Annotated in this window: 35 protein-coding genes; 34 read left to right on the top strand and 1 reads right to left on the bottom strand. The window is 38.7% G+C overall.

Annotated elements, in window-relative coordinates; genetic code table 11:
* Nucleotides 1-96: 96 nt before the first annotated feature.
* The 14 genes from RCJ95_RS10005 (at nucleotide 97) to RCJ95_RS09940 (ending at nucleotide 6,332) form a co-directional block, all read left to right on the top strand.
* Nucleotides 97-375: a helix-turn-helix domain-containing protein gene (locus tag RCJ95_RS10005; RefSeq protein WP_446722211.1), complete on the top strand. Its 279-nt coding sequence runs from the start codon at nucleotides 97-99 to the stop codon at nucleotides 373-375.
* Complete coding sequence (locus RCJ95_RS10000; protein ID WP_446722210.1) at nucleotides 363-638, top strand: hypothetical protein; 276 nt, start codon at nucleotides 363-365, stop codon at nucleotides 636-638. The genes RCJ95_RS10005 and RCJ95_RS10000 overlap by 13 nt, the downstream gene beginning before the upstream one ends.
* Nucleotides 639-698: 60 nt before the next feature.
* A complete protein-coding gene (locus RCJ95_RS09995) occupies nucleotides 699-833 on the top strand; it encodes a hypothetical protein (protein WP_446722209.1) in 135 nt (44 codons plus the stop codon).
* A 193-nt stretch (nucleotides 834-1,026) separates the two neighbouring features.
* Nucleotides 1,027-1,185 (top strand): hypothetical protein, encoded by a 159-nt coding sequence (locus RCJ95_RS09990; RefSeq protein ID WP_446722208.1) that lies wholly within the window; start codon nucleotides 1,027-1,029, stop codon nucleotides 1,183-1,185.
* Between the two features lie 105 nt (nucleotides 1,186-1,290).
* Nucleotides 1,291-2,010 (top strand): ERF family protein, encoded by a 720-nt coding sequence (locus tag RCJ95_RS09985; RefSeq protein ID WP_446722207.1) that lies wholly within the window; start codon nucleotides 1,291-1,293, stop codon nucleotides 2,008-2,010.
* A complete protein-coding gene (locus tag RCJ95_RS09980) occupies nucleotides 2,007-2,186 on the top strand; it encodes a hypothetical protein (RefSeq protein WP_446722206.1) in 180 nt (59 codons plus the stop codon). The genes RCJ95_RS09985 and RCJ95_RS09980 overlap by 4 nt, the downstream gene beginning before the upstream one ends.
* A gap of 14 nt (nucleotides 2,187-2,200) precedes the next feature.
* The gene (locus tag RCJ95_RS09975; protein ID WP_446722205.1) at nucleotides 2,201-3,322 is read left to right on the top strand and encodes a DNA replication protein DnaD; all 1,122 of its coding nucleotides are present in this window, start codon (nucleotides 2,201-2,203) and stop codon (nucleotides 3,320-3,322) included.
* A complete protein-coding gene (locus RCJ95_RS09970; protein WP_446722204.1) occupies nucleotides 3,309-3,608 on the top strand; it encodes a DUF6877 family protein in 300 nt (99 codons plus the stop codon). Before RCJ95_RS09975 ends, RCJ95_RS09970 begins: the two co-directional genes overlap by 14 nt.
* A complete protein-coding gene (gene ssb / locus RCJ95_RS09965) occupies nucleotides 3,605-4,189 on the top strand; it encodes a single-stranded DNA-binding protein (protein WP_446722203.1) in 585 nt (194 codons plus the stop codon). The genes RCJ95_RS09970 and ssb overlap by 4 nt, the downstream gene beginning before the upstream one ends.
* Nucleotides 4,190-4,201: 12 nt before the next feature.
* Nucleotides 4,202-4,390 carry a DUF6011 domain-containing protein gene (locus RCJ95_RS09960; RefSeq protein WP_312130982.1) on the top strand — a complete coding sequence of 63 codons (189 nt, stop codon included), beginning with the start codon at nucleotides 4,202-4,204 and terminating at the stop codon, nucleotides 4,388-4,390.
* Nucleotides 4,380-4,925, top strand: coding sequence for a Holliday junction resolvase RecU (locus RCJ95_RS09955; RefSeq protein ID WP_446722202.1), 546 nt, complete (start codon nucleotides 4,380-4,382; stop codon nucleotides 4,923-4,925). Before RCJ95_RS09960 ends, RCJ95_RS09955 begins: the two co-directional genes overlap by 11 nt.
* A gap of 2 nt (nucleotides 4,926-4,927) precedes the next feature.
* Entirely contained in the window at nucleotides 4,928-5,671 is a 744-nt protein-coding gene (locus RCJ95_RS09950) for a hypothetical protein (RefSeq protein WP_446722201.1), read from the top strand.
* 104 nt (nucleotides 5,672-5,775) lie between these two features.
* Complete coding sequence (locus RCJ95_RS09945; RefSeq protein WP_205443806.1) at nucleotides 5,776-6,042, top strand: hypothetical protein; 267 nt, start codon at nucleotides 5,776-5,778, stop codon at nucleotides 6,040-6,042.
* A 35-nt stretch (nucleotides 6,043-6,077) separates the two neighbouring features.
* Nucleotides 6,078-6,332 carry a hypothetical protein gene (locus tag RCJ95_RS09940; RefSeq protein ID WP_446722200.1) on the top strand — a complete coding sequence of 85 codons (255 nt, stop codon included), beginning with the start codon at nucleotides 6,078-6,080 and terminating at the stop codon, nucleotides 6,330-6,332.
* A 67-nt stretch (nucleotides 6,333-6,399) separates the two neighbouring features.
* Here the strand turns inward: RCJ95_RS09940 and RCJ95_RS09935 are convergent, their stop codons facing one another.
* Nucleotides 6,400-6,705: a hypothetical protein gene (locus RCJ95_RS09935; RefSeq protein WP_446722199.1), complete on the bottom strand. Its 306-nt coding sequence runs from the start codon at nucleotides 6,703-6,705 to the stop codon at nucleotides 6,400-6,402.
* Between the two features lie 164 nt (nucleotides 6,706-6,869).
* On the opposite strand from RCJ95_RS09935, the gene RCJ95_RS09930 reads away from it, so the two are divergent.
* The 20 genes from RCJ95_RS09930 to RCJ95_RS09835 all read left to right on the top strand — a co-directional run bounded on the left by RCJ95_RS09930 (nucleotide 6,870) and on the right by RCJ95_RS09835 (nucleotide 21,536).
* Nucleotides 6,870-7,052 carry a DUF3954 domain-containing protein gene (locus tag RCJ95_RS09930; protein ID WP_446722198.1) on the top strand — a complete coding sequence of 61 codons (183 nt, stop codon included), beginning with the start codon at nucleotides 6,870-6,872 and terminating at the stop codon, nucleotides 7,050-7,052.
* 45 nt (nucleotides 7,053-7,097) lie between these two features.
* Complete coding sequence (locus RCJ95_RS09925; protein ID WP_446722197.1) at nucleotides 7,098-7,664, top strand: sigma factor-like helix-turn-helix DNA-binding protein; 567 nt, start codon at nucleotides 7,098-7,100, stop codon at nucleotides 7,662-7,664.
* Between the two features lie 115 nt (nucleotides 7,665-7,779).
* Nucleotides 7,780-8,265 (top strand): hypothetical protein, encoded by a 486-nt coding sequence (locus tag RCJ95_RS09920; RefSeq protein WP_446722196.1) that lies wholly within the window; start codon nucleotides 7,780-7,782, stop codon nucleotides 8,263-8,265.
* A gap of 46 nt (nucleotides 8,266-8,311) precedes the next feature.
* Nucleotides 8,312-9,274: a terminase small subunit gene (locus tag RCJ95_RS09915; protein ID WP_446722195.1), complete on the top strand. Its 963-nt coding sequence runs from the start codon at nucleotides 8,312-8,314 to the stop codon at nucleotides 9,272-9,274.
* Between the two features lie 4 nt (nucleotides 9,275-9,278).
* Nucleotides 9,279-10,721 (top strand): phage terminase large subunit, encoded by a 1,443-nt coding sequence (gene terL, locus RCJ95_RS09910; protein WP_446722253.1) that lies wholly within the window; start codon nucleotides 9,279-9,281, stop codon nucleotides 10,719-10,721.
* A gap of 6 nt (nucleotides 10,722-10,727) precedes the next feature.
* The gene (locus tag RCJ95_RS09905; RefSeq protein WP_446722194.1) at nucleotides 10,728-12,068 is read left to right on the top strand and encodes a DUF1073 domain-containing protein; all 1,341 of its coding nucleotides are present in this window, start codon (nucleotides 10,728-10,730) and stop codon (nucleotides 12,066-12,068) included.
* A complete protein-coding gene (locus RCJ95_RS09900; protein ID WP_446722193.1) occupies nucleotides 12,061-12,831 on the top strand; it encodes a phage minor head protein in 771 nt (256 codons plus the stop codon). Before RCJ95_RS09905 ends, RCJ95_RS09900 begins: the two co-directional genes overlap by 8 nt.
* Nucleotides 12,832-13,124: 293 nt before the next feature.
* A complete protein-coding gene (locus tag RCJ95_RS09895; protein ID WP_446722192.1) occupies nucleotides 13,125-14,237 on the top strand; it encodes a DUF2213 domain-containing protein in 1,113 nt (370 codons plus the stop codon).
* 26 nt (nucleotides 14,238-14,263) lie between these two features.
* Nucleotides 14,264-14,710, top strand: a complete 447-nt coding sequence (locus RCJ95_RS09890) for a structural cement protein Gp24 (protein ID WP_446722191.1) — start codon at nucleotides 14,264-14,266, stop codon at nucleotides 14,708-14,710.
* Nucleotides 14,711-14,726: 16 nt separating this feature from the next.
* Nucleotides 14,727-15,626, top strand: coding sequence for a DUF2184 domain-containing protein (locus tag RCJ95_RS09885; RefSeq protein WP_446722190.1), 900 nt, complete (start codon nucleotides 14,727-14,729; stop codon nucleotides 15,624-15,626).
* Complete coding sequence (locus RCJ95_RS09880) at nucleotides 15,626-15,946, top strand: hypothetical protein (protein ID WP_446722189.1); 321 nt, start codon at nucleotides 15,626-15,628, stop codon at nucleotides 15,944-15,946. Before RCJ95_RS09885 ends, RCJ95_RS09880 begins: the two co-directional genes overlap by 1 nt.
* Nucleotides 15,947-15,967: 21 nt before the next feature.
* Nucleotides 15,968-16,333 (top strand): DUF4054 domain-containing protein, encoded by a 366-nt coding sequence (locus tag RCJ95_RS09875; RefSeq protein WP_446722188.1) that lies wholly within the window; start codon nucleotides 15,968-15,970, stop codon nucleotides 16,331-16,333.
* Complete coding sequence (locus tag RCJ95_RS09870; protein WP_446722187.1) at nucleotides 16,334-16,798, top strand: hypothetical protein; 465 nt, start codon at nucleotides 16,334-16,336, stop codon at nucleotides 16,796-16,798.
* Nucleotides 16,798-17,139 (top strand): hypothetical protein, encoded by a 342-nt coding sequence (locus RCJ95_RS09865; protein ID WP_446722186.1) that lies wholly within the window; start codon nucleotides 16,798-16,800, stop codon nucleotides 17,137-17,139. The genes RCJ95_RS09870 and RCJ95_RS09865 overlap by 1 nt, the downstream gene beginning before the upstream one ends.
* The gene (locus RCJ95_RS09860) at nucleotides 17,136-17,621 is read left to right on the top strand and encodes a phage neck terminator protein (RefSeq protein WP_446722185.1); all 486 of its coding nucleotides are present in this window, start codon (nucleotides 17,136-17,138) and stop codon (nucleotides 17,619-17,621) included. The genes RCJ95_RS09865 and RCJ95_RS09860 overlap by 4 nt, the downstream gene beginning before the upstream one ends.
* Before the next feature lie 4 nt (nucleotides 17,622-17,625).
* Entirely contained in the window at nucleotides 17,626-18,651 is a 1,026-nt protein-coding gene (locus RCJ95_RS09855; protein WP_446722184.1) for a DUF3383 family protein, read from the top strand.
* Nucleotides 18,652-18,663: 12 nt separating this feature from the next.
* Nucleotides 18,664-19,053, top strand: a complete 390-nt coding sequence (locus tag RCJ95_RS09850; protein WP_446722183.1) for a phage structural protein — start codon at nucleotides 18,664-18,666, stop codon at nucleotides 19,051-19,053.
* Between the two features lie 5 nt (nucleotides 19,054-19,058).
* The gene (locus RCJ95_RS09845) at nucleotides 19,059-19,325 is read left to right on the top strand and encodes a hypothetical protein (protein WP_446722182.1); all 267 of its coding nucleotides are present in this window, start codon (nucleotides 19,059-19,061) and stop codon (nucleotides 19,323-19,325) included.
* Nucleotides 19,326-19,329: 4 nt separating this feature from the next.
* Nucleotides 19,330-19,509, top strand: a complete 180-nt coding sequence (locus tag RCJ95_RS09840) for a hypothetical protein (protein ID WP_446722181.1) — start codon at nucleotides 19,330-19,332, stop codon at nucleotides 19,507-19,509.
* The gene (locus RCJ95_RS09835; protein WP_446722180.1) at nucleotides 19,506-21,536 is read left to right on the top strand and encodes a hypothetical protein; all 2,031 of its coding nucleotides are present in this window, start codon (nucleotides 19,506-19,508) and stop codon (nucleotides 21,534-21,536) included. Before RCJ95_RS09840 ends, RCJ95_RS09835 begins: the two co-directional genes overlap by 4 nt.
* The last annotated feature ends 11 nt before the right edge of the window (nucleotides 21,537-21,547 follow it).

Raw genomic sequence — 21,547 nt, 5'->3', positions numbered from 1 at the left:
GCAAACAATCTCATATCTCAACTATAAAGATAACTTAATAAAGAAACCATGCGTGGTAAGCATAATATGCACTTTCTGCATAAGGAGGTGATTTCATTGCATGTAGATGTTGGAGAGTTAATCAGAAAGTGCCGCAAGAAAGCAAAATTATCGCAGGAAGCCTTTGCGGAACTTATGCATACTACGCAATCAACTATCAGTCGCATTGAGCAAAATATCATCGCTTGCGAAGTTAATTTTTTAGCCAGAACTGCCGCAATTACAAATTCACAGGACACAGTAGTAGCAGCGTTATTTAGTGCAGATGCAGCTATGCAGTTTTTACAGACAGTACCCATGTTTATAGGGGGAGGGATTTTCAATTGGATCATGTAAAGAAATTGGAGCTAGAGATAGCCGCAAAGAAAGCATGTATTGAGGATTTACAAGGAGCCATGGCATTTCATAGACAGCACAGTACATACCACTTAGCAGCTGAATGTGCTTGGCGGATTAAAAAGGCAGAACATGCAATCAGACGTTTAGAAGTCCAGCTACAAGATAACAAAAATTTTGGTGGGTTAATTCAAGATTTTAGTAGGCGAGGTATTTCCCTAAAGGTGGTGAAGAAACTTGCTAATGAAAATATTAAAAGTTAATAAATGGAGTAGTTTGTCATTGCAAGAACGCTTAGTGTCAGTAGGGAAGTGGTGGTCAGCATGGTGAAAAGGCTAGTGAATTATTTGTATATGCCAGATGACGGCCGTGATCAAAAACATAAGGAGTTCTGTGTGATATGCGGAATTGTCATGATTGCTATTGGCGTACCAATCATTATTGCTTGCTGGCAATAAAAAAGCTGCTTAATCGTTGGCGCGATTAAACAGCAGAACTATATTAGTCTCGATAATTATATCACAAAACTTGATGATTGCGAGTACGATACTCGCTCTCGTCAAGCAGTCTATAACCCGTTCCTCCCCTTGACGGATTGCTTTGCAGTTATAGGCTGCTTGATGGGATTCCATCAGAAAGTAGGTGATTGAAATGCGTATTGTTTACTTCAAGCGTTTATCAGATCAGAAAGAATTTCGATTTTTACAAGTCAAGAACACAGGCCTTGAAGGTGTCGCTAAAGATGGAGAAGTTGTGACGCTGAAATTTGCAGAACGTTCCACTCTTTATTCACAGGAATATACAAAGTAAAAAACCACTGTTTGCGGCAGTGGTCTGAAAAAATTATTTGCAAAAATAGTTACTCTGTATTTTACGCCCAAGACTTCAAAAAATCAACTAACTAGGGGGAAGAATATGCTTTTTTCCGAGAGTAATGTAAATATTTCGGCAGCATTAGCTAAAGCATGGGCTACTATTCAAACACCAAAACATAATGCAAAAGTAAATGTTCGTACCAAAAATGGCGGTTCATATACGTTTGAATACACGGATCTCAATGGCATTTTGGATGCTGTCAGACCTATATTTGTTCAAAATCATTTATCCATCATTCAGAACAGCTATACAACAGTTGAAGGTAATTTAACAATGGCTTGTGTAGAAACCATATTCCTGCACGAATCAGGAGAGTATGTGAAATCTTATCCACTCAAATTTCCAGCTGCCAATAGCATGCAAGATTTCGGGGGTCAGATTACTTACATGAAGCGCTATAGCTTGTCAGCTATGTTAGGACTGGCTACAGAGAAGGATGATGATGCAAATGGAGCGAGCGGAAACGATTATCAATATATGAATCAATCTCCTCCAAAACAGCCAAGTAACAGTGGTCATCCACAGCAACAAAAAAATCAACCTAGTCACACAGATTTAAGGACTCAGGAACAGTTCAATGAAATAGCAAAATTGTTGAGTGAAGTTGCCACAGCATATGGTTCCGATCCTAACACAGTTTATAACGGTGCTATGCAGAGATGCAAAATCCCTGATAAGAATTCAGATTTATTAACAATGAAAGAAGCGGATAGCTTAATACAATATTTACGCGCTATCAAGATGCAAGTGCCTCAATGAATTCTGTACCGCACAGAGTGTTGTTGCCACAATGGATTTTTGAACAGGCGGCAGGTGATGAAAAGGAAGTATATCGCCTTGTACGCCGGTACATATGGCAGGGCTACCCTGATTACAAGTTGATCGAAATCATAGGCAGTTTTGCCATTTGTAAGCGAACAGATGGATTTTTATAAGGAGGGCAAACCAAATGTTTACAACAGGAAATACAACAGTAGATGCGATTGGACAGATGCATTTAGAAGGGAATGTCATCCCACATACTTGGTATGAAAACATCCGATTAAGCACAGGTAAGCCTGATTTAATTGCTATCACATTGCTCAGTGAAATTGTTTATTGGTATCGCCCTACACATGTGAAAGAAGAGGCATCAGGGCGTTTACTGGGCATAAAAAAGAAGTTTAAAGCAGATGCGTTACAACGTTCTTACGATAGTTTTGTCGAGCAATTTGGCTTTAGTAAAAAGCAAGTAAGAGAAGCCATGGATCGTTTGGAACAACTAGGTTTAATTACACGTGATTTTCGGACAATCACATCCAATGGAACAAATTTATCTAATGTATTATTTATCGATTTAAACATAGGACTTTTAGAGGGTATTACCTTTTTGGGTAATAGGGTGTTACCCAAAAAGGAAAGAGGGTATTGCCCAAATGAGAAAGAGGGTGTTACCGATATGGGCAATAGGGTATTACCCAAACGGGAAACACCTATTGCCCCTGAGGGTAATACGTATACAGAGATTACTACAGAGATTACAAATACAGAGATTACTAAAAAGAATACTAGTCGCAAACGAGTTTACGACGAAACTTCTGTTGAATATCAATTAGCAAATAGGCTTTATGAAAGAATTCTTGCTAACGATGCCAATTTTAAAAAGCCAAATTTGAATAGCTGGGCTGATCATATTCGTCTCATGATGGAACGAGATCAACGGACTGCTCAACAAATTGAATACTTAATTGACTGGTCACAAAACAACAGCTTCTGGCAATCAAATATTCTTTCAACCAAAAAACTACGTGAAAAAGCAACCACATTAATCCTTCAAATCAAAGGGGAAAGGGAGAAAGCTAACGGAAGTATTCCTCCGCAATATCAACGGGTGCGGAGAGAGATTGTTCCACAATGGTTTAAAGAGCGGCAACTTGAAAAACCACAAAATGGAGAAATCATCGAATCATCACTACTTATTACGGATGTAGAGGCGGAGCCGTCGGAAGAACAGAAAGCTTACTTTGAAGGAGAACGACAAAAAATCTTAGCAACGTTAGGGAAGGTGGAAGAAAAATTTGAGCAGACATGAAGAGCATATGAAAATGCGTGACCATTTCGCCAAGGTTGCTCAGGCAAAAGGTACTTTTACTAATGGCACTGACCAAGCACTGGTACGGGCAGTGACACATGATGAAGTAGCGAAGCGTATTAACCAGCTTGTCAGTGAGTATCAGTTCCCGCTTCCAGTCCTACAAGACGTACAGAAGCGGTTAAGTGACAGCAACTGCTCCCATTATGCAATGCAACAACTTAGATATTTAGAAAACAATGTGCATGCTGGCATTGCCACAAAAAGGGAGGATTCAAACAAATGATTAATCGTGTCGTATTAGTTGGTCGTCTTACTAAAGATCCTGAGTTACGTTACACACCGAATGGTATTGCATCTTGCCGCTTTACAGTAGCCATTAACCGTACATTTGCCAATCAAAATGGTGAGCGTGATGCAGATTTTATTAACTGCCAAGCATGGCGTAAAGCAGCTGAAAATCTAGCAAACTATCAGCGCAAAGGGGCACTGATTGGTTTAGAAGGTCGTATTCAAACGCATAGTTACGAGGATCAGAATGGACAAAGGGTGTATACCACAACGGTTGTAGCGGACAGTATCCAATTTTTAGAGTCACGTAGTCAAGCTAGTGGTCAACAGCAGCCTAATTCATATTCATCACAACAGCAACAACCTCAATATGGCGGACAAGCTTACGGCAACAACCAGCCAAACTATGCCGGCGGGCAATCACAGCAACAATTCGGTGGTCCTATGCCAGGGCAAGGTGCTTATCAGCAAAATCAGCCGCCTATGAATCAATCTAGCTATACAAGAGTAGATGAGGACCCCTTTGCGAATAGTCGAGGACCGATAGAAGTGTCTAATGATGATTTGCCATTTTAGGAGGCTGATAGGATGAGGCGTTGTAAAAGATGCAACAGACCCTTAAAAAATGGAGAATCCATTGTACGACAGTATGGGGTTACTTGCTGGAAGCGGCACTTGAATGATCTTGAGCAAGAGTTTTTGAAGAACCAGCTCACCATTTTTGACGTGCTAGAGGCAGAAAATCATGAAGAAATGAGGGCGCAGAATGTTTTATAATCAATCAACTAAGCAGCGTGCGAAATCAGTAACACATGCTAACCGTGGCAAGTTTTTAGAACGTGTCATTGATATGGCCAACACAAAATATCGTAATGCGGGATTAGCTGACATTCGTAAAATTCCAACGCCTGTACAAATTACAAAAGATAAAGGCTCCCAAGTAGAAGGACGGAAGGAAAAGCCTGAATGGGTGGACTATGCAGGTGTCTGTAATGGACGAGCAGTGGTATTTGATGCAAAGGAAACGAAGGGCAAAAGTTTTCCGCTCCAAAACTTACATGATCATCAATACGAATTGCTCCGCTCCTGGTACGAAAAAGGCGCTATCACTTTTCTACTTGTGTATTTCAGCGAGTTGGATAAATACTATCGCTTACCATTTCCACCGCTTCAAGCAGCTTGGCATACAGCTCAAAGTGGTGGGCGTAAATCGATTCCACTGGCAACATTTGAAGAACATGCAAGCGAAGCTGTATCGATGGATGGCTATACATTGCACTACTTGCTGCCATTTATCGAAAGTAGGTGGTGAGGATGTTACAGGGAAAATGTGTTGATACGGGAGGTTCTATTAATCTCACAAAAGGTGAACTTTACTATCTTTTCCCACATGGCGGTCATGCATATTGTGCTAGCCGCTTCCCTAGACCTGGATCTCACTTTGGGGCCTACCAAAAGAATCACTTTGAACTAGTGGATGTTGCTATTGATGCGCCAGCTCAAGTACTTAATAAATATTTGGCTCGTGTAGTGAAGCGACCCTCACATTTTTATCAAATTGACGAGGAATACATCATTACGGAGCCAAGAGCAGATGGTTACTACAGTGTGTTTTTTAAGCATCGTCCAGATGGTCCTCCAATCGGCGCATATAAACGTACAGAATGTTTTGAGCGTATTGTGTCTTTTGAAGAATCAGCAACAGAAACCACTACCATATTTGAGGTTGGCGATATTGTAGAAATTGTGGATGCATCACTTATCAGGCATAAACATTATGAAAATGGTGTGCAGGCAACGGTGATAGAGAATTTTTATGGTTGCATATCAATTAAAAGAAATGAGCCTGTAGATAGGAAGGTCATAAGTAGCGTGCTTTTAATAGGAGATGAACTACAGGCTATTAGAAAAGTTGGATCTAGACCCGTACTGGAAGCTATTATGGTGAACGATAAGCAGGAAAAGGTGAACCAAACGACAACAATTGAGTGCGAAATATCTGAAATAGTGAAATTACCTGTCAAGAAGCAAAAATATGAGCAGTTGAGTTTGTTTTGAAAATGGGATAGACGTATTAAAACAATCATACTTAGGAAAGTTAAGTCAAATGGAGTGAAATAGGGAATAGTAGATAAACTTTGTTCAGTAAATGAGGTGTGAAAATGAGCATTATTATTTGTCCTTATTGTAAAGCTGAGGATGGATTCTATGTTAAGGAACGTATTACAGGAACAGCTACTATCCATTATACAGAACTAGGTGATTATGCTGAAGAGCAAAGCAGTATGTACGATTATTTGAACCATAGTGGTGGAAAAATTGCATACTGTGCAAAGTGCGAGAAGTCTCTTGGTAAGGCTGAGAAATTAAAATCAGGAATATCAGAAGAAGATAGACGTTTTAGTAATAATTCGTTAATGGACCAATAACAAATATCAGATAAATACAAGGGAGAAGTTTCTTTATGAAAAAATATAAGGATTATCAAGGGAATGAAATATCAGAAGGTACTTTGATTGTTTGGGAAGGAATGGATGGTGAAAGCGAAGCCAGTGCTGGAGTAGATAACGGTGGTATGTGGTCATGGAAACACACTCTTGTTGCAAAAGTGTGTGGAAAACGATTGATTTTCGAAGATATTGAAACTAATAAGGTTTACGAATGGGATGATATTGACGATAAAACATGCTATGCAAACTATATTTTAGTTAAGCAATAATTTAAAAATCTACTGAACAATATGTTGAAAAGGAGATAGTGGGTAATCACTCACTACTCCCAATAATTTATGGATTCCAATCACATGCCATACCATCGCCATCTCTATCTAAATCATGAGGGTCGTCATATGGCCCACCGTTAGCTTCAAAAAATAATTGAGCATTTTTCTGTGTATCAAAATCAGAACAGTCGTGATCAACGTAGCTCGATGAATATGGATTACTATACTCTGTCTCATATTCATAATTCGATTCAACTTGATCTTCGACTTCATCATCTTTACTGTCAAATATACTTATATACCCGCAAAGAAAAGCTATCACTAAAATAATAAGAATTAACAAACCACTATCAAAAAATTTACTTTTCATAGAATCAATTCCAATCTCGAATAATCTTCAAAAGATTATAGCACAGTTGAAGTGGTAGTTTAAGAGTATAAAAAAGCCGCAGCGTTTGCATACGCTACAGCTCGAATTGGTTTATGCCCTTTAAGTTCAGTCAGATGATTAATTATATCATAGGGGGCAAAACTATGACAAAACAAACATCTATCGAGCAAATCAACACGTCTGAAAACGGTATATACATTGTACAAGATGGAATAATTACACCGCTAAAACCCAAACCGTTTGGGCAAGATACAATCGTTTGGCACAACGGTCAAGTACTCGATATAGAGCGAGCAGAACGTATTCGAATTAAAAAAACAAAATAATCGTCCTTACGGAAAAACCGATGGACACTAATAGGATTGGCAATTATGTCAGCACTATTAGTGTCCTGTTTATTTTTACATAGAATAGAAAGGAAGATGGCCATGTACTTTCCAGATTTAATCGATGAATACAAACAATCACTCAAAGAGCTAAAGGCAGTTGGGGGATATCCAGGTATGGAGCGGGATATGTTGGAGGCTATTAAGTGGATGGAAACGGGCTATGATCCAGCCGAGTATAGAGCTACTACACGTACAGATGTTTATGTTATGGACCATCACTTAATGCAAGACTTAATTATGTATGTTGACAGCGTAAAAATGATCCCTGATGTACTAGCGGAGGTAATTGATTATAGTTACGACGATTCTGCAGCTAAAGAAATTGAGAGAATGATTAATGTTAAAGATACAGCTAATCAAGCTTTGGCCGGCTTAACGGAAAATGAACGTACCGCTTTCATTATGATACGAGCCGAGCAAATGACTTTTAGTAAAGCTGCCAAAATACTAGGGGTAAATCGTGGTACCGTGCAAAATTATGTGAAACGTGCAGAATCTAAAATTGCAAATAATATTAGAAAAGAAAAACTTTTTTTATTTGCAGTATAAGTTTGTCGTACAAATGCCTATATAGTGAGAAATATGATTTTTATATATGAAGAAGTATAGTAAATTATTTCAAATTTATTAACCTTAAATTATGATTAAATTTGGAGGGATAAACATGAAAAAAGAAATAAGTTTACTATATGACTACGGAAAAATTATTAAATATTTCAAGAACGCTCTTTACCTAGATATGGATGATAAACTGACAATGAAAAGCTACACACGAATATATGTGAAGGATTTGAACAAAAAGGAATTGAATGAAATTTTAAAGACAATCCAAAATAGCTTTCACCGTTCTATCAGTATTCAAACATATGTTAATTCTATTATCGCAACTGTCATGGCTTTAACTGCTATTGTGATTGCAATAATAATTCCGATAGCTGTGATTTTTCTTACTGATATGCTTAGTGCAGATAAAGATATTGATATGGAGAAGGATGTTTTTGATAAAATAGACAATCTAGTAAAATATCTTGCATGTATTTCAATTGTATATATATTTGGTGTAGGTATTAGTGGAATTATATCTATAATGAAATATTTTAAAGCACAAAAGTTATATAAAATTATAAAGATTATTAGAAATTTTAAATGATCGAATAATTTATTTTAATTGTTGGAGGTGGTGGTGATTATGAGATATGGCTAGAGCAAGAGATCCAAGACGTGACCAAGCGTATGACATTTACAAAGCCCATAATGGTAATATAAAGCTTAAAGAAATAGCTGAACAACTTGGTGTTTCTGAGGGAACCGTGCGAGGTTGGAAAAATAAAGATTCATGGGACGATCGTCTTGAAGCGGAATCGAATGGAACGTTCCAATCAAAACAGTCGAAAAATACGGAACGTTCCGTAAAAAAGAAAACGAAAAGAACGAAACGGAGCAAAGCAACGCCAGAAGCGGAACCACAAGCAACTGTACAGTTTGAAATCGTCCCCAGTGACGGTCTCAATAGTCAACAGTTGCTTTTTTGTTTGTACTACACAAAGTATTGGAATGCCACGAAAGCATACCAAAAAGTGTATGGATGTGACTACGCTTCAGCAATGAGTAACGGTAGCCGATTGATAAGAAATGATAAGGTTCGAAAGGAGATTCATCGATTGAAGGCAGAGCTAGCTAATGGCATTATGCTTGATGCCCGTCAAGTTTTACAAAAGTACATCGACATTGCATTTGCTGACATCACCGATTTTGTGGACTTCGGCATGCGTGAAGTGGAGGAGCCTATGTTAGATGGCATGGGGGGCGTAATCTTAGATGAAGATGGAAACCCACGAATGCAGACATACAAGGTAAATACAGTGCACTTCCACGATGCCACAGAGGTAGATGGCACGATTATAACCGAGGTCAAAAAAGGCAAGGATGGTATCAGTGTGAAGCTTGCTGACAAAATGGCAGCACTTGCAATGTTATCAAAGTACACCGATTTATTAAATGATGATCAGCTAAAACGGTTACGTGAAGAAAAATTAAAAGTAGACATTGCAAAAGTACGTTCTGAAACGAAAGGTGTTGGAGGTGGCAACACCACAGGCGTTGATTTAAGTAATTTAACGACGGAGGAGTTGAGAGCCATTGCTAATTCTAAGCGATGAGGAAATGATCGCATTGGAAAACGAAGCGGACAAAGAACTTGCACGCCGCTTCTACCGTGATTATGTTGAATATGTACATCACGGCCATTATGAGCACTTTCGTCATACTGAATTAATTTGTGATGTGCTCCAACGTGTGGCCGATGGTGAACAGTTATCTATATTAATAGAGATGCCACCACGACATGGTAAAAGTATGACGGTAACAGAATCGTTTCCGTCTTTTTATTTGGGCAAAAATCCTGATAAACGGGTAATAGCAGCTGCTTATTCTGATGGGTTAGCAACCAAGTTTGGTCGTTTAAATCGTAATAAGTTTAATGAGTTTTCACATGATCTATTTAATGTACAATTATCCGAGTCCAATGCAGCTACAAAGGATTGGGGAATTCAGGACAGACGTGGCGGCATGATTTCGACCGGTATAGGTGGTTCCATTACTGGCCAAGGTGCAGACTTAATGATTATCGATGACCCAATCAAAAATATGAAAGAAGCTATGTCACAAACAATACGTGATAGTGTCTGGGATGAGTGGGAGGCAACATTGTCAACTCGTTTACATGATGGAGCTTCTGTAATCGTTATTATGACAAGATGGCATGAAGATGACTTAATTGGCCGTTTACTTGCCCGGAGCCCCCGTAAGTGGGTGCGATTACGGTTACCTGCCATTGCAGAGGACGAACATGATCTATTAAACCGTAAAATTGGCGAGCCGTTATGTCCAGAGCTCGGCTTTGATGAGAAATGGGCTGAGTATAAAAAGGCAGAGGTTGGATCACGAACATGGGCGTCTCTTTACCAACAAAGACCCGCTCCTGCAGGTGGTAATATCTTTAAGCGTGAATGGGTTAAATACTATGTACGTGATGAGCAAATGAAACGGGATTGGGGTTTAAGTGATGATGTTATTGTATTACCGATTCACTTTGACAAAATGGCTCAATCTTGGGACTGTACATTTAAGAAAACAGAGAGTAGTGACTTTGTTGCTGGCCAAGTATGGTCACGTAAAAAGGCACAGTATTTCTTATTAGATCAGGACCACAAACGTATGAACTTCCCAGATACAGTTAAAGCAATTCGCGCAATGACTGACAAATGGCCAAAAGCTACAAGTAAATATATTGAGGATAAAGCGAACGGCTCTGCTGTCATAGATACATTAAAAGATGAAATCAGTGGCATTATTCCAGTTGATCCCGATGGTGGTAAGGAGGCACGTGCAAACGCGGTGTCTCCTTTATTTGAAGCGGGTAACGTTTATTTCCCTCACCCGAATATGTGTCCTTGGGTGAATGATGTCATAGAGGAAATGGTGAGCTTTCCTAATGGGGCTCATGATGACATGGTGGATGCATTGACACAAGCGCTGAATCAGCTATATACGAATAATTCAAGCTTGTTAGATAGAACAAAAAAATTGTTAGGTATGGGTAGGTGATGAAGATTGAGTGTTCTCGAAGTAGCCAAGCAGTACAAAGAGGATTTTATGCAAGGTCATGGAAAAGCAGGTGCTAAGGATAAGCTTACTAGACAAGTCCCTGGTATTCGCAGAAAGTTAACCCATGCTGAAATATCTGCCCTATATGCAGATAATCCAATAGTACAAAATATTGTCGATATTCCAGCGGAGGACATGACAAGGCACTGGTTTACATTACGTATGAAGGATGACCAGCTTGCACGAGATATAATGGCCCGATTAGCAGACCTTAAAGCGAAAGATGCTTTTAAGAAAATGAGGATGTACGAACGTATGCGTGGTGATGGATTTATTTCCTTAGGTGTCACACAGCGAAATAAGTTTGAGTTACAGGATCCATTAAAGTTAGATAATCTACTTTCTATAGATTACTTGCATCCATTCTCATCAATGAAAGTAAGCGAGCTTTTAATTAATGATGATGTATTTGATAAGAACTATGGTAAGTTGGAAAATTTACGAATTAGCCGTGCATCTAGGAGCGGAATTCAAGCCGTAGAGACTGAAACACTTGTTCATTATTCTCGTGTGTTGCATGACCAAACGAGACGCTTAGAGGATGAAGAACAGGGGATGTCGCTGTTAGAGTCATTATATGATGCTATTACAGTTCTTGATACATCCCTATGGTCCGTTGGCCAGATATTGCATGATTTCACATTTAAGGTGTATGAATCTGCCGACATTGATAACCTGTCGAAAGAGGAAAAAAAAGAGCTATCAATGATACTAGATTTTATGTTTAGAACAGAGGCACTTGCACTTATTGCTAAGGGAGAGTCTCTTACAAAGCAAACAACGCCAGTATCTGGAATGAAAGACTTACTCGACTTTGTATGGGAATATATATCCGCTTCAGCTCGAATGCCTAAGAGCGTCATTAAAGGACAAGAAGCGGGTACCTTGACAGGGGCACAATATGATGTGATGAATTACTATGCGCGAATTACCTCAGCCCAAGAAAATGAAATGAAACCGCTTCTTGAGCAACTAATTCGTATGTTGTTATGGGCAGAGAAGGAACCAGGTGGTCGAATTGATCCAAATACAGTTGAGTGGGAAATAAAATTCAATCCTCTTTGGTCAGTGGATTCTAAAACTGATGCAGAAATCCGTAAAATTGTTGCAGAAACCGACCAAATTTACGTGTCAAATGGAGTTATTGGTGCTGATGAAGTTAGAGAGACACGCTTCGGGCAGTTCGGTGTTTCTGATGATTTCAAGTTTAGCGGTGATGATGCACAATGGCAACGTATGGCGAGCGAAGTATACAGTGCATGGAAGGAAAATGGACAACATGGCTAAGCGTGTGCCACCTACTCGTTTTCCTGACGTTGTGGCTGCATCCTATTTCCGTTCTATAGATAAATTGGTTCAAGAAGCGGGCAAGGCAACCCTTTCGTTATACGATACTGCAGTAAAAAGCGAAATGCAGAAAGATGGCCGAGGTTATGTGCAAGATGGTCCATTTGATTTTTTAAAAAAATTGACAAGTCATATCAAAAAAGCTGTTTCGATTGTGTATTCACAACAAAGGGTGAATAAAGCTGCTTCTTCTTTTATGAAAAATTTAAATCAGGTGAATAAAACCAATATGGAACAGCAAGGAAGGGTAAGAGGCATAGAACTAACAGTTACCGAATCATGGCTTGCCCCTTTCATGAAAGAGAATATCCAGAAAAATGTCGACTACATTACAAATATCCGCGATGAGTATACTCAAAAAATTGAATCTATTATTTTAAATGGTTTAAGGGATGGTAGTAGTTACAAATCGATTCGTGAGCAATTGGAAGAGCAGATAGGAATGTCTCGAAACCGCGCTAAGTTTATTGCTGTAGATCAATCAGGTACATTATTTGGACAAATGACAGCCCAACGTCATCAGAATATGGGCGTTATGAAATTCAAATGGCGAACATCGAAGGATGAACGTGTCCGTGATTCTCATAAAATTCTTGAAGATAAGATATTTTCATACGATGATCCACCTTCTGTTGGGTTACCTGGTGAAGATTTTCATTGCCGATGTATTGCACTGCCTATTTTTGATGATGAAGAAGATTAATTTGTTTAAAACAGTAACACAAGAACAAAGTCGTAGTAATACGGCTTTTTATTATGTGGAAAGCAGGTGATTTATTGTGAATGGTTGGTTTCTATCAATAATTATTATACATGTATTGTCTTTAGGTATTACATTAGCTCAACATGGAAAACCGAGAGATGGTAAATATAACTTTTTCAGTACATTGCTTTCATGTGGAATTATTCTTACATTGATGTATTTTGCGATTAAAACAGGTTTTTAGGATAGAAGAAATCTTATATATGATTATTCGTTTGAGGGGAGGTGAAACATTGAAATTACAACGCTATGACCGCAGTTTAATAAACGATTATGCAGAAACACCAGAAGGGTATTTAACGGTACGTGTGCCGATTACTCGTCCTGGTGTTTTTCCTTATGCACGGCAGGATGGTACAGTGCAAATGGAAGCTAAGTTGCCTGATGAAATCTTTAGTGATCGCACTATGAATTCAGCCCGCTCCAAACCGATTACAGATGAACACCCTAATGAACCGGTTACTTTGGATAATTATCATGCTTATGCCAAGGGGATGAGTCATACAGACGCTCACGTGGAGGACTTGAAGCTTTATGTATCGATGACTATCACTGATAAAGATCTTATTCAAAAGGTTTATGATGGTAAACGAGAAATCAGCATCGGATTCATGAGTGATGTTGTGGCAGAAGCGGGGACATATAATGGGCAACCATATGAATATGTACAGCGAAACATTGAAATTAATCACATTGCAATTGTAGATCAAGGACGAGCGGGTCCAGAAGTGGCAATCCGCTCCGACTCAGACGCATGGCAAATAGATTCAGATGATGACAAAGGAGGAACTACTTTGGTTAAATACAAGATTAATGGGAAAGAATACGAAATTGATCCAGCAGTGAAAGCTCATATTGAAAGCTTAGCAGCTTCAAAAAATGGCGAGGACAAGGAAGAAGATAATCCAAAAGATAAAAAGAAAAAAGCTGATGCATTGGATGTTTTACAAGGTAGATTCGATGCTTTAGAAGTGAAATTAATTAATACTCAGCAAGAGCTTGCTAATGAAAAGGAAAAGCGAGTGTCAGAAGATGAGCTTGATAAAAAGGTAGAAGCACGTGTGCAACTCATTAGCACAACAAAGCCGCTTCTTGGCGATTCTTTCGACTTTACAGGAAAAACTGAACGTGAAATTAAAGAAGCAGTTATTGCAACAACTAAACAGGATTTTAAAGGCGATGGGAAGTCAGATGACTATATCAACGCCTTTTTTGATGCAACTATTGAACAAGTCGCTTCACAAGGATTTTCGTCTACCGGTGCCAATTCCATTATTACGGGTGATGCAAGACAAAATACAGATGTAAATGCAATGCGTGAACAGCGTTTAACCATGCGTTCTTAATTACTTTTTAAAAGGAGGGCTATTCCATGGCCATTACAGAATATGGACAGTACATGCCACTAGCTGGCAGTCCAGGACAATTAGCAAACTATCAAGAGTATGCAGCAGACAGCTATCCAGCAAAAGAAATTATTCCATTTGGTGCGGCCGTTCAATTAACTGCAGATGGGACAGGGGTTGTGCCAGTTAAAACGGATGGCAATCCGATTGGCATTGCTTTATCACGCGGTATCCATGATTACACGACAAATGCTGAGGACCAAAAATATTTAGTCGGCCAACCAGTGCCTATTGTTAAACGTGGCAATATCTTTGTTGTAGCGGGTGGCGATGTTACAAATGGCGTTGCTGTACAAGTGGATGCAACGACAGGCAAATTTGTTGCAAGTGGTGGAATCAATTTTTCTCGTGCTGTATTTCGAGGAAATGCTACTGCTGATTCATTAGTTCAAATTGAAATTAATTTACCTTAAAGGAGGAACATAATTTATGTCACAATTCCGTGAAGATGCACTACTACGCCCACAAGATTTAGAGGCAGTAGACAAGAAAATTTATGAGCCAAAAAAAGAAGAATTAAAGGCTCGTACCATTTTAAACGTCAAAACCGACGTACCTGCAGGTGCTGAAACTTATTCGTATGATGTCATGACACGATCAGGAGCGGCTAAAATTTTAGCACCAGGAGCAACAGACATCCCACTTGTTGATGCTGATTTAAAACGTCATACAGTCAATATTTATTCCATTGCTACAGCCTTCAATCTATCTGTGCAAGAAATTCGTAATGCACAAATGGCACGTCGTCCTGTTGAGGTGACAAAAGCTGATACGGCACGCAAAGCCATTGCAGAAAAGGAAAATAAACTCGTTTGGATGGGTGACAAGGACCATAATATTTTAGGTGTGGTTAATGCCACTGGCATTCAAGTTCTTGCGGTGCCAAACAATGAAGCGGGCACATCAACAAAATGGAAAGACAAAAAAGGTGTCGATATTGTAGAGGACATCAAAAAGGCGAAGAACTTAGTTAATAAGTTACCTGGTCATGAAGCAGATACATTTTTAGTAGCTGCAGAACAATATGAACATTTAGAAAAAGTCTACAATGAACATACCATGCAAACGTGCTTACAGTACATTCAGTCACAAAATTGGTTCAAACGTGTTGATTATACATCTGATCTTAATGAACAAGGCACAGGTGGGACAGATTGCTTTTTAGTATTTGATTCCTCACCAGATGTTGTTGAAATGCTTGTATCGATGGATATTACACGTCATCCACAAGAATACAAGTTCCCGAATTATAAGATTCCGCTTGAAGAACGCTGTGGCGGTGCAATTGTGCGCTATCCAATGGCTATTGTGCGTGGGGAGGGTATCTAATGCTAGTACACAACAAAGGTAATTACACACGTATTGCAAATGATGTAAAGGTTATTCCGGGGACAAATACATTACCAGAAGCTGAATATTTGGCTTTTATTATGCATCCAATCATTAAAAGCTTGATTAAAAGCGGCGAAATTGTGGTGCCAGAAGGACAAAACACAGCTTCTCTCAAGGATTTAGATGCAGATGAAGCAATTAAACTTGTAAAAGATACGTTTTCTATCGAATTTTTAGAGAAATTTAAAGAGGATGAGAAACGTAAAACAGTTCTAGCAGCTATTGATGCTCAAATTGCTGAAATTCAAGGGAATTAATATGAAAGTGAGGTATGGATCATGCCTGCTTTAACAACAATTGAACGTGTGCGCTTACTAGGAACCGAATTTGAGGCTATTTCTGATATGCGGTTGGAGTTATATATTGAGGATGCTTCATTGGAAGTGTCCTCTTTAGGCGTTCAAGAGGCACATCATGAGCGTCTTACACGTTATTTAGCTGCACATTTAGCTATTTTATCTGGGGAGCCAAAACAAGCTATTATTCGTGAAAAAGTAGATGTTATTGAGCGCCAATACAGTGATCCAAACAAAAATATTGGGCTATTGTCTTCTAAATACGGTCAAGAATACCAAAGAATTTTAGAAGATTTAGCTGAGCTAGAAAATAAGCCAAAAAAACACTTGAATTTGATGGTGATATAAATGGGAGTCCGTATTATTAGTCGGAATAACAATATTCCACGTGTGATTCAGTCATTGAAGGATTTGAAAAAGTATGATATCGAAGTAGGGATTTTCGGTAGTTCGGGCGCTGAATATGTCATGATCGCAGGAGTACAAGAATTTGGTATTACTATTCGTAAAGAAAGAGGTTCTATTGTAATTCCTGAACGTTCTTTTTTGAGGTCTACTTTCGATGATAAGAATAACGAATGGTTCAATTTTATTAGAAAACAAATGGAACATGTTATAAATGGTCGGATAAACGCTCAAATGTTATGTGAACGTCTTGGTGCCAAAATGGTAGGTGACATTCAGGAAAAACTAACGGATATAAACAGCCCACCAAATGCACCTGCTACAATTGCAAAAAAAGGGTCTAGTAACCCTTTGATTGATACAGGGGGGTTGCGTCAAAGGATCACATACAAGGTGGTGAGACGTTAATGCCTGAAAAAATGCTGTTTGGTTCTGTCATCCAATCACAAGGGGTGCCTTTTATTGCCCATATGCAAGGTAAAGGTGACTATGTTGACGGAGAATGGGTTACGGGGCAAGAAATACCTAAGGAAATGACAGGGATTATTTTGCCTCTCAGCAATGATGATTTAAAGTATGCGGAAAACGGCACATATACAGTGAAAGAAAAGAAACTACTAACCATAGATCAAATACCAGAAGGTACTAAGGTAGAGTACAGTGGCCAAAACTATACTCTTCAAGCTTTTAAAGACTATTCCGTATATACAGACGTCAATATATATTTGTTGAGGTGGCGTGAGAAATGAATTTAATGAAATTAATCCGCAACGAGATAGCAACTGATAGGTTTTTAAAAATTATTCGTGCTGACCAGACAGGAGATATACCGACATTACCATATGTTACTTATAAAATAATTGGTGATCGAAAAGGACAAGGAAGGGAAAATATTTCTCATGTAGATCAACCAGATTCTTTAATTGAAAAACGGACACAAGAACGCAATTTTACGATTTCATTTAATACGTACGGAACTTCGCATGATAACGCTTTTGAAGTGGCTTCACAGCTTCGAAAGTGGTTTGAAGGGCGAGGTTCTTTCTTTTTGGACGGATTAGGGGTAGCAGTTGTTAGTATTTCAGAAGTGGGAAATAGAACAACTTTTCTTGTGGATGCCTACGATGAAAAATGGGGATTCGATGTGATTATTCGATACAACGAAACAGAACAATATGAAATTGATTACTTCGATAAAGTCGAATACGAAATAACAATAGAAAGAGAGTGATGGTATGGCTGCATCCGATAAATCACGTTTTGTAGAGGTTAATATTACACGTGAGACCAAGCCAGTTGCAGAGAAAGGTTTTGGATTGCCTTTGCTTCTAGCAACAAATAAAGATTTAGGTTACAAGGTCTATACAGACATTTCCGAAGTAGCGGAGGATTTTGCAGAAACAACAAAAGAGTATAAATTAGCTACACGTATGTTTGGCCAGTCTCCAAAAATACGAGAGTTAGCTTGTTATGGAACCTCCTATGTTTCAGGTGCCGATGATGTTACAGCTTTGCCGTCCGCCTTAAACGATCTTGTGAAAACTAATAACGATTGGTTTTATCTTGTATCAGTAGAAAGCGGTGATGCAGAAATCAAGGCGTTATGTGAATGGATTTCAACACAAGAGAAAATTTATGGGGTTACGACAAAAAATATTGCGTTAACAGAAGAATTGAAAAATAAATATGAAAATGTTTTAGTGTCAGTGCACGATGATGAACATGCTTACCACGCCGAGGGTTTGATTGCTTATGGTGCTCCACAGGTAATTGGTTCTTTTGTCTTCAGTCATAAGCAAGTCAATGGTGTTAGTGCTGCTAAGTTATCCAATGCAGAAATTAATACAGTGATCGCAAACAATGCCACGACGTGTATAAATGAAATGGGATGGCTGATTAATGCAAGTGGTAAAGCAATTGGTGGAGAATATTTGGATGTTATTCAAGCAGATTATTTTTTACGTGCAAGACTCCGTGAGGATGTATTCCAAAAGCTTGCTAGCGTGAAGAAGATTCCTTATACAGACGCGGGTATTGCACAAATTGTAGCTGTAATGGACAGTCGATTCAAATCGGCTTATCGCCAAGGCATTATTGCAGAAGATGACAACGGCGAACCAGATTATCAAATTACGTTCCCACGCCGTAAAGATATTCCAAAGAACACAATTGCACAACGAATCTTACCAGATATTAATTTCCGTCTAGTGATCGCAGGCGGGGTGGAGAAAGTACAAATTAATGGTGTATTAACACTGTAAGGAGGCTTTTTAATGAGCGTACACAATTTTAAGAATACACAAGCTGTAGTAGCAGGCAATATTTTGACCGGCTTCGCAGATGGAGACGCAATTTCAGCAGAGCCAAACGAGGATAAGTGGACACAAACTGTCGGTGCGGATGGTAATGTCACATGGAATGAATCAAATAATGAGACTGGTACATTTACATTTAAATTGAAACCTGAATCGGCATCTGTACCTATTTTGTTGCAGCTTTATAAAAGTGGTGAATCATTTGATGTTATGTTACACGATACATCGTTAAACAAGCGTGTGACAGGGGAAGATTGTCGGATTCAAAAGTTGCCTCCATTTACTCGTGCAGAAGAAGTAGAGGCGTTAGAATATGTAATTTTAGCAGCACATTATAAGGAGGACTAAATATTATGGCATTTCAAGCAAAAACAAAAGAATATGAATCTAAAGCAGGCAACAAATACACATTTCAAAATGTGATGAACTCAAAGCAAGCTGAAATCATGGATGAAGGAACAAATGCAGTTGGGAAAGTTCTTAATACAAAAATGATGCCTTTGATGCTTCAACATGTTGTTGTTAACCCTGCAGGGCTCACAATGGATGATTTTGAAACTTGGACGGAACTGGAAGAGGTAACGAACGCAGCCTTTTCCTTTCTTCGAACAGGACAATAAAAAAATGAAATTTGCAGGGGTGAAAAACATCCCTGCTCGTTATATAAAAAAAGTGAAAAGTAATTTATGGCCATATATTGTAGCCAAAGAATATGGATTAGACCCACAAAGCGTTATGTCATGGGATAACGAGAGTATTATTGATGCCCTTGCAGCACTAAAGGTGATGGGGGCGATTAAATGAGTAACACTTTGCGTGAAATGTATGTTGGTATTAACTTTCGTGATGAAGCTTCTGCCACCTTACAAGCAATAAATCAAGCTATGGATAACATAGAAAATGAAATATTGGGTGTTGGACAAGGCTTAAATCATACAGCTCAAGGCTTTACTCATTTCGGGCAAACGGGTCATACTGCTTCACAACTTGTTTCAAGTGGATTAAATAATGCTGAATCAGAAGCTGGCCAATTAAATCAAGAAGTACAACATGTAAGCAAAACATTAGATGGTTTTAAATCTTTGATGCGTGGTCTGGTTGGAATTGTAGGTGGAGTATTTGCCGTTAATAAGGTGAACGAGTTTGGGTTGAGTGCGATTGAAGCAGCAGCTAGTTTTCAGGCAATGGATGCACAGTTTGAACAGGTTTTTACAGGTATGCAATCAACGTCAGAAGATAGTCTAGATAAGATTGCAAAAGACACGGGCATGTTACCAGAAAGGTTAAAAGGAAGCTTTACTCAAATAGCCGCCTTTGCCAAAACTACAGGAGCAGATACCGCAGCTGCTCTATCTTTAACAGAACGAGCTACATTAGCTGCTGCGGATAGTGCGGCATTTTACGATCGTTCTATCGAGGAAGTAATCGAAAACATGCAATCATTTTTAAAAGGGAACTTTGAAAATGATGCAGCATTAGGTATTTCAGCTACAGAAACTACACGTAATGCTAAAGCCAACGAATTGTATGGGAAGTCGTTCATTAAATTAAGTGAATCCCAAAAACAACTAACTTTAATGGCTATGGTAGAGGATGGGAACAAATTATCAGGTGCTTTAGGACAAGCATCACGTGAAGCAGATGCTTATGAAAACCAATTAGGTAATTTAAAGCAATCGTGGACTAATTTAAAAGGGAAAATTGGTGGCCCATTACTAGAGCCGTTTGTGCTATCTATGAAATCTGCATCACAATGGGTGGAAAATCTTGATACTGATAAGTTAGTTCAAAAAATTGACAAGGTAGTATCTTTTGCAGGGACTGCGAAAGATACCATAATGTCACTAGTGAATGATACCGGTAAAGTTTCTGTTTTATGGCAAAAATTCGGACTCTCTAAAGAAACGAGTGATAATATTGCTTCATTTGCTAACACTATGCGTAGTACAGTTGTTGTCGGTATTGATGCAGCAAGTGTAGCTTTTGATGGTTTTAAAACGGGTGTCAGTTGGGTGATTGAAAATAAAGAAATAGTGATAGCGGCTGTAGCTGGTATTGCTGGTGGATTTACGGTTATGAAGACAATCTCATTTGTAAAAACAGCACTAGATTTATTTAAAACAAGTACAATAGCATCTACTTTTGCGACACAAGGGTTTAATGCAGCTTTACGCGCCAATCCTATAGGAATGGTTGTTACTGCAGTTGGGTTACTCATTTCAGGTGGGGTAATGTTATATCAAAACTGGGATACAGTTAAAACAAAAGCCATACAACTGTGGCAAGTTATTGATAACAATCCTATACTATCTTTTTTAGCAGGTCCTATAAAAGGGTTGATTTCTGCAGGTATCACGATATATAAAAATTGGGATACTATTACTAGCAATTTTAATAAATTCAAAAATGCGATCACAAATTTCAAGTTACCCAAATGGGTTTCATCTATAGGTAGCACCATAGGTAAAGCAGCCGGCGCAGTTGGCAATTTTATTAGCGGTTCCCATGCTACAGGTCTTGAACGTGTTCCTTATGATGGCTATGTGGCAGAGTTGCATAAAGATGAATCTGTCTTGACTGCTAATCAATCAAATATGCTACGTAGAGCAGGGATATTAAGTCAGGGTAGTTCTGGTACACCTGAATTAAATCTTGATAACTCTGAATCCAGTGTAGGAACATTTAATTTTGATAAGAAGAATAATGCTCCAAGTAACAATGGTGGTCATCAATTTATTTTCCATATTACAGGAGATAATCCACTGGATATAGCTCAAAAAGTCCGTGAGGTAATTAGTGAAGTGTTGGGTGAGGAATTACAAATTATGTAGGTGGTGATGGG

The sequence above is a fragment of the Lysinibacillus sp. BSL11 genome (genome assembly GCF_052928325.1).
Note: the sequence above shows the minus strand (reverse complement) of the source record. Positions and strands in the feature narration are given on the sequence as shown.

Coding starts and splice junctions, on each gene's coding strand:
- RCJ95_RS09995 (WP_446722209.1), top strand. CDS start 699: ATGGTGAAAAGGCTAGTGAATTATTTGTATATGCCAGATGACGGCCGT.
- RCJ95_RS09990 (WP_446722208.1), top strand. CDS start 1,027: ATGCGTATTGTTTACTTCAAGCGTTTATCAGATCAGAAAGAATTTCGA.
- RCJ95_RS09985 (WP_446722207.1), top strand. CDS start 1,291: ATGCTTTTTTCCGAGAGTAATGTAAATATTTCGGCAGCATTAGCTAAA.
- RCJ95_RS09980 (WP_446722206.1), top strand. CDS start 2,007: ATGAATTCTGTACCGCACAGAGTGTTGTTGCCACAATGGATTTTTGAA.
- RCJ95_RS09975 (WP_446722205.1), top strand. CDS start 2,201: ATGTTTACAACAGGAAATACAACAGTAGATGCGATTGGACAGATGCAT.
- ssb (WP_446722203.1), top strand. CDS start 3,605: ATGATTAATCGTGTCGTATTAGTTGGTCGTCTTACTAAAGATCCTGAG.
- RCJ95_RS09960 (WP_312130982.1), top strand. CDS start 4,202: ATGAGGCGTTGTAAAAGATGCAACAGACCCTTAAAAAATGGAGAATCC.
- RCJ95_RS09955 (WP_446722202.1), top strand. CDS start 4,380: ATGTTTTATAATCAATCAACTAAGCAGCGTGCGAAATCAGTAACACAT.
- RCJ95_RS09950 (WP_446722201.1), top strand. CDS start 4,928: ATGTTACAGGGAAAATGTGTTGATACGGGAGGTTCTATTAATCTCACA.
- RCJ95_RS09945 (WP_205443806.1), top strand. CDS start 5,776: ATGAGCATTATTATTTGTCCTTATTGTAAAGCTGAGGATGGATTCTAT.
- RCJ95_RS09940 (WP_446722200.1), top strand. CDS start 6,078: ATGAAAAAATATAAGGATTATCAAGGGAATGAAATATCAGAAGGTACT.
- RCJ95_RS09935 (WP_446722199.1), bottom strand. CDS start 6,705: ATGAAAAGTAAATTTTTTGATAGTGGTTTGTTAATTCTTATTATTTTA.
- RCJ95_RS09930 (WP_446722198.1), top strand. CDS start 6,870: ATGACAAAACAAACATCTATCGAGCAAATCAACACGTCTGAAAACGGT.
- RCJ95_RS09925 (WP_446722197.1), top strand. CDS start 7,098: ATGTCAGCACTATTAGTGTCCTGTTTATTTTTACATAGAATAGAAAGG.
- RCJ95_RS09920 (WP_446722196.1), top strand. CDS start 7,780: ATGAAAAAAGAAATAAGTTTACTATATGACTACGGAAAAATTATTAAA.
- RCJ95_RS09915 (WP_446722195.1), top strand. CDS start 8,312: ATGGCTAGAGCAAGAGATCCAAGACGTGACCAAGCGTATGACATTTAC.
- terL (WP_446722253.1), top strand. CDS start 9,279: ATGATCGCATTGGAAAACGAAGCGGACAAAGAACTTGCACGCCGCTTC.
- RCJ95_RS09900 (WP_446722193.1), top strand. CDS start 12,061: ATGGCTAAGCGTGTGCCACCTACTCGTTTTCCTGACGTTGTGGCTGCA.
- RCJ95_RS09890 (WP_446722191.1), top strand. CDS start 14,264: ATGGCCATTACAGAATATGGACAGTACATGCCACTAGCTGGCAGTCCA.
- RCJ95_RS09885 (WP_446722190.1), top strand. CDS start 14,727: ATGTCACAATTCCGTGAAGATGCACTACTACGCCCACAAGATTTAGAG.
- RCJ95_RS09880 (WP_446722189.1), top strand. CDS start 15,626: ATGCTAGTACACAACAAAGGTAATTACACACGTATTGCAAATGATGTA.
- RCJ95_RS09875 (WP_446722188.1), top strand. CDS start 15,968: ATGCCTGCTTTAACAACAATTGAACGTGTGCGCTTACTAGGAACCGAA.
- RCJ95_RS09870 (WP_446722187.1), top strand. CDS start 16,334: ATGGGAGTCCGTATTATTAGTCGGAATAACAATATTCCACGTGTGATT.
- RCJ95_RS09865 (WP_446722186.1), top strand. CDS start 16,798: ATGCCTGAAAAAATGCTGTTTGGTTCTGTCATCCAATCACAAGGGGTG.
- RCJ95_RS09860 (WP_446722185.1), top strand. CDS start 17,136: ATGAATTTAATGAAATTAATCCGCAACGAGATAGCAACTGATAGGTTT.
- RCJ95_RS09855 (WP_446722184.1), top strand. CDS start 17,626: ATGGCTGCATCCGATAAATCACGTTTTGTAGAGGTTAATATTACACGT.
- RCJ95_RS09850 (WP_446722183.1), top strand. CDS start 18,664: ATGAGCGTACACAATTTTAAGAATACACAAGCTGTAGTAGCAGGCAAT.
- RCJ95_RS09845 (WP_446722182.1), top strand. CDS start 19,059: ATGGCATTTCAAGCAAAAACAAAAGAATATGAATCTAAAGCAGGCAAC.
- RCJ95_RS09840 (WP_446722181.1), top strand. CDS start 19,330: ATGAAATTTGCAGGGGTGAAAAACATCCCTGCTCGTTATATAAAAAAA.
- RCJ95_RS09835 (WP_446722180.1), top strand. CDS start 19,506: ATGAGTAACACTTTGCGTGAAATGTATGTTGGTATTAACTTTCGTGAT.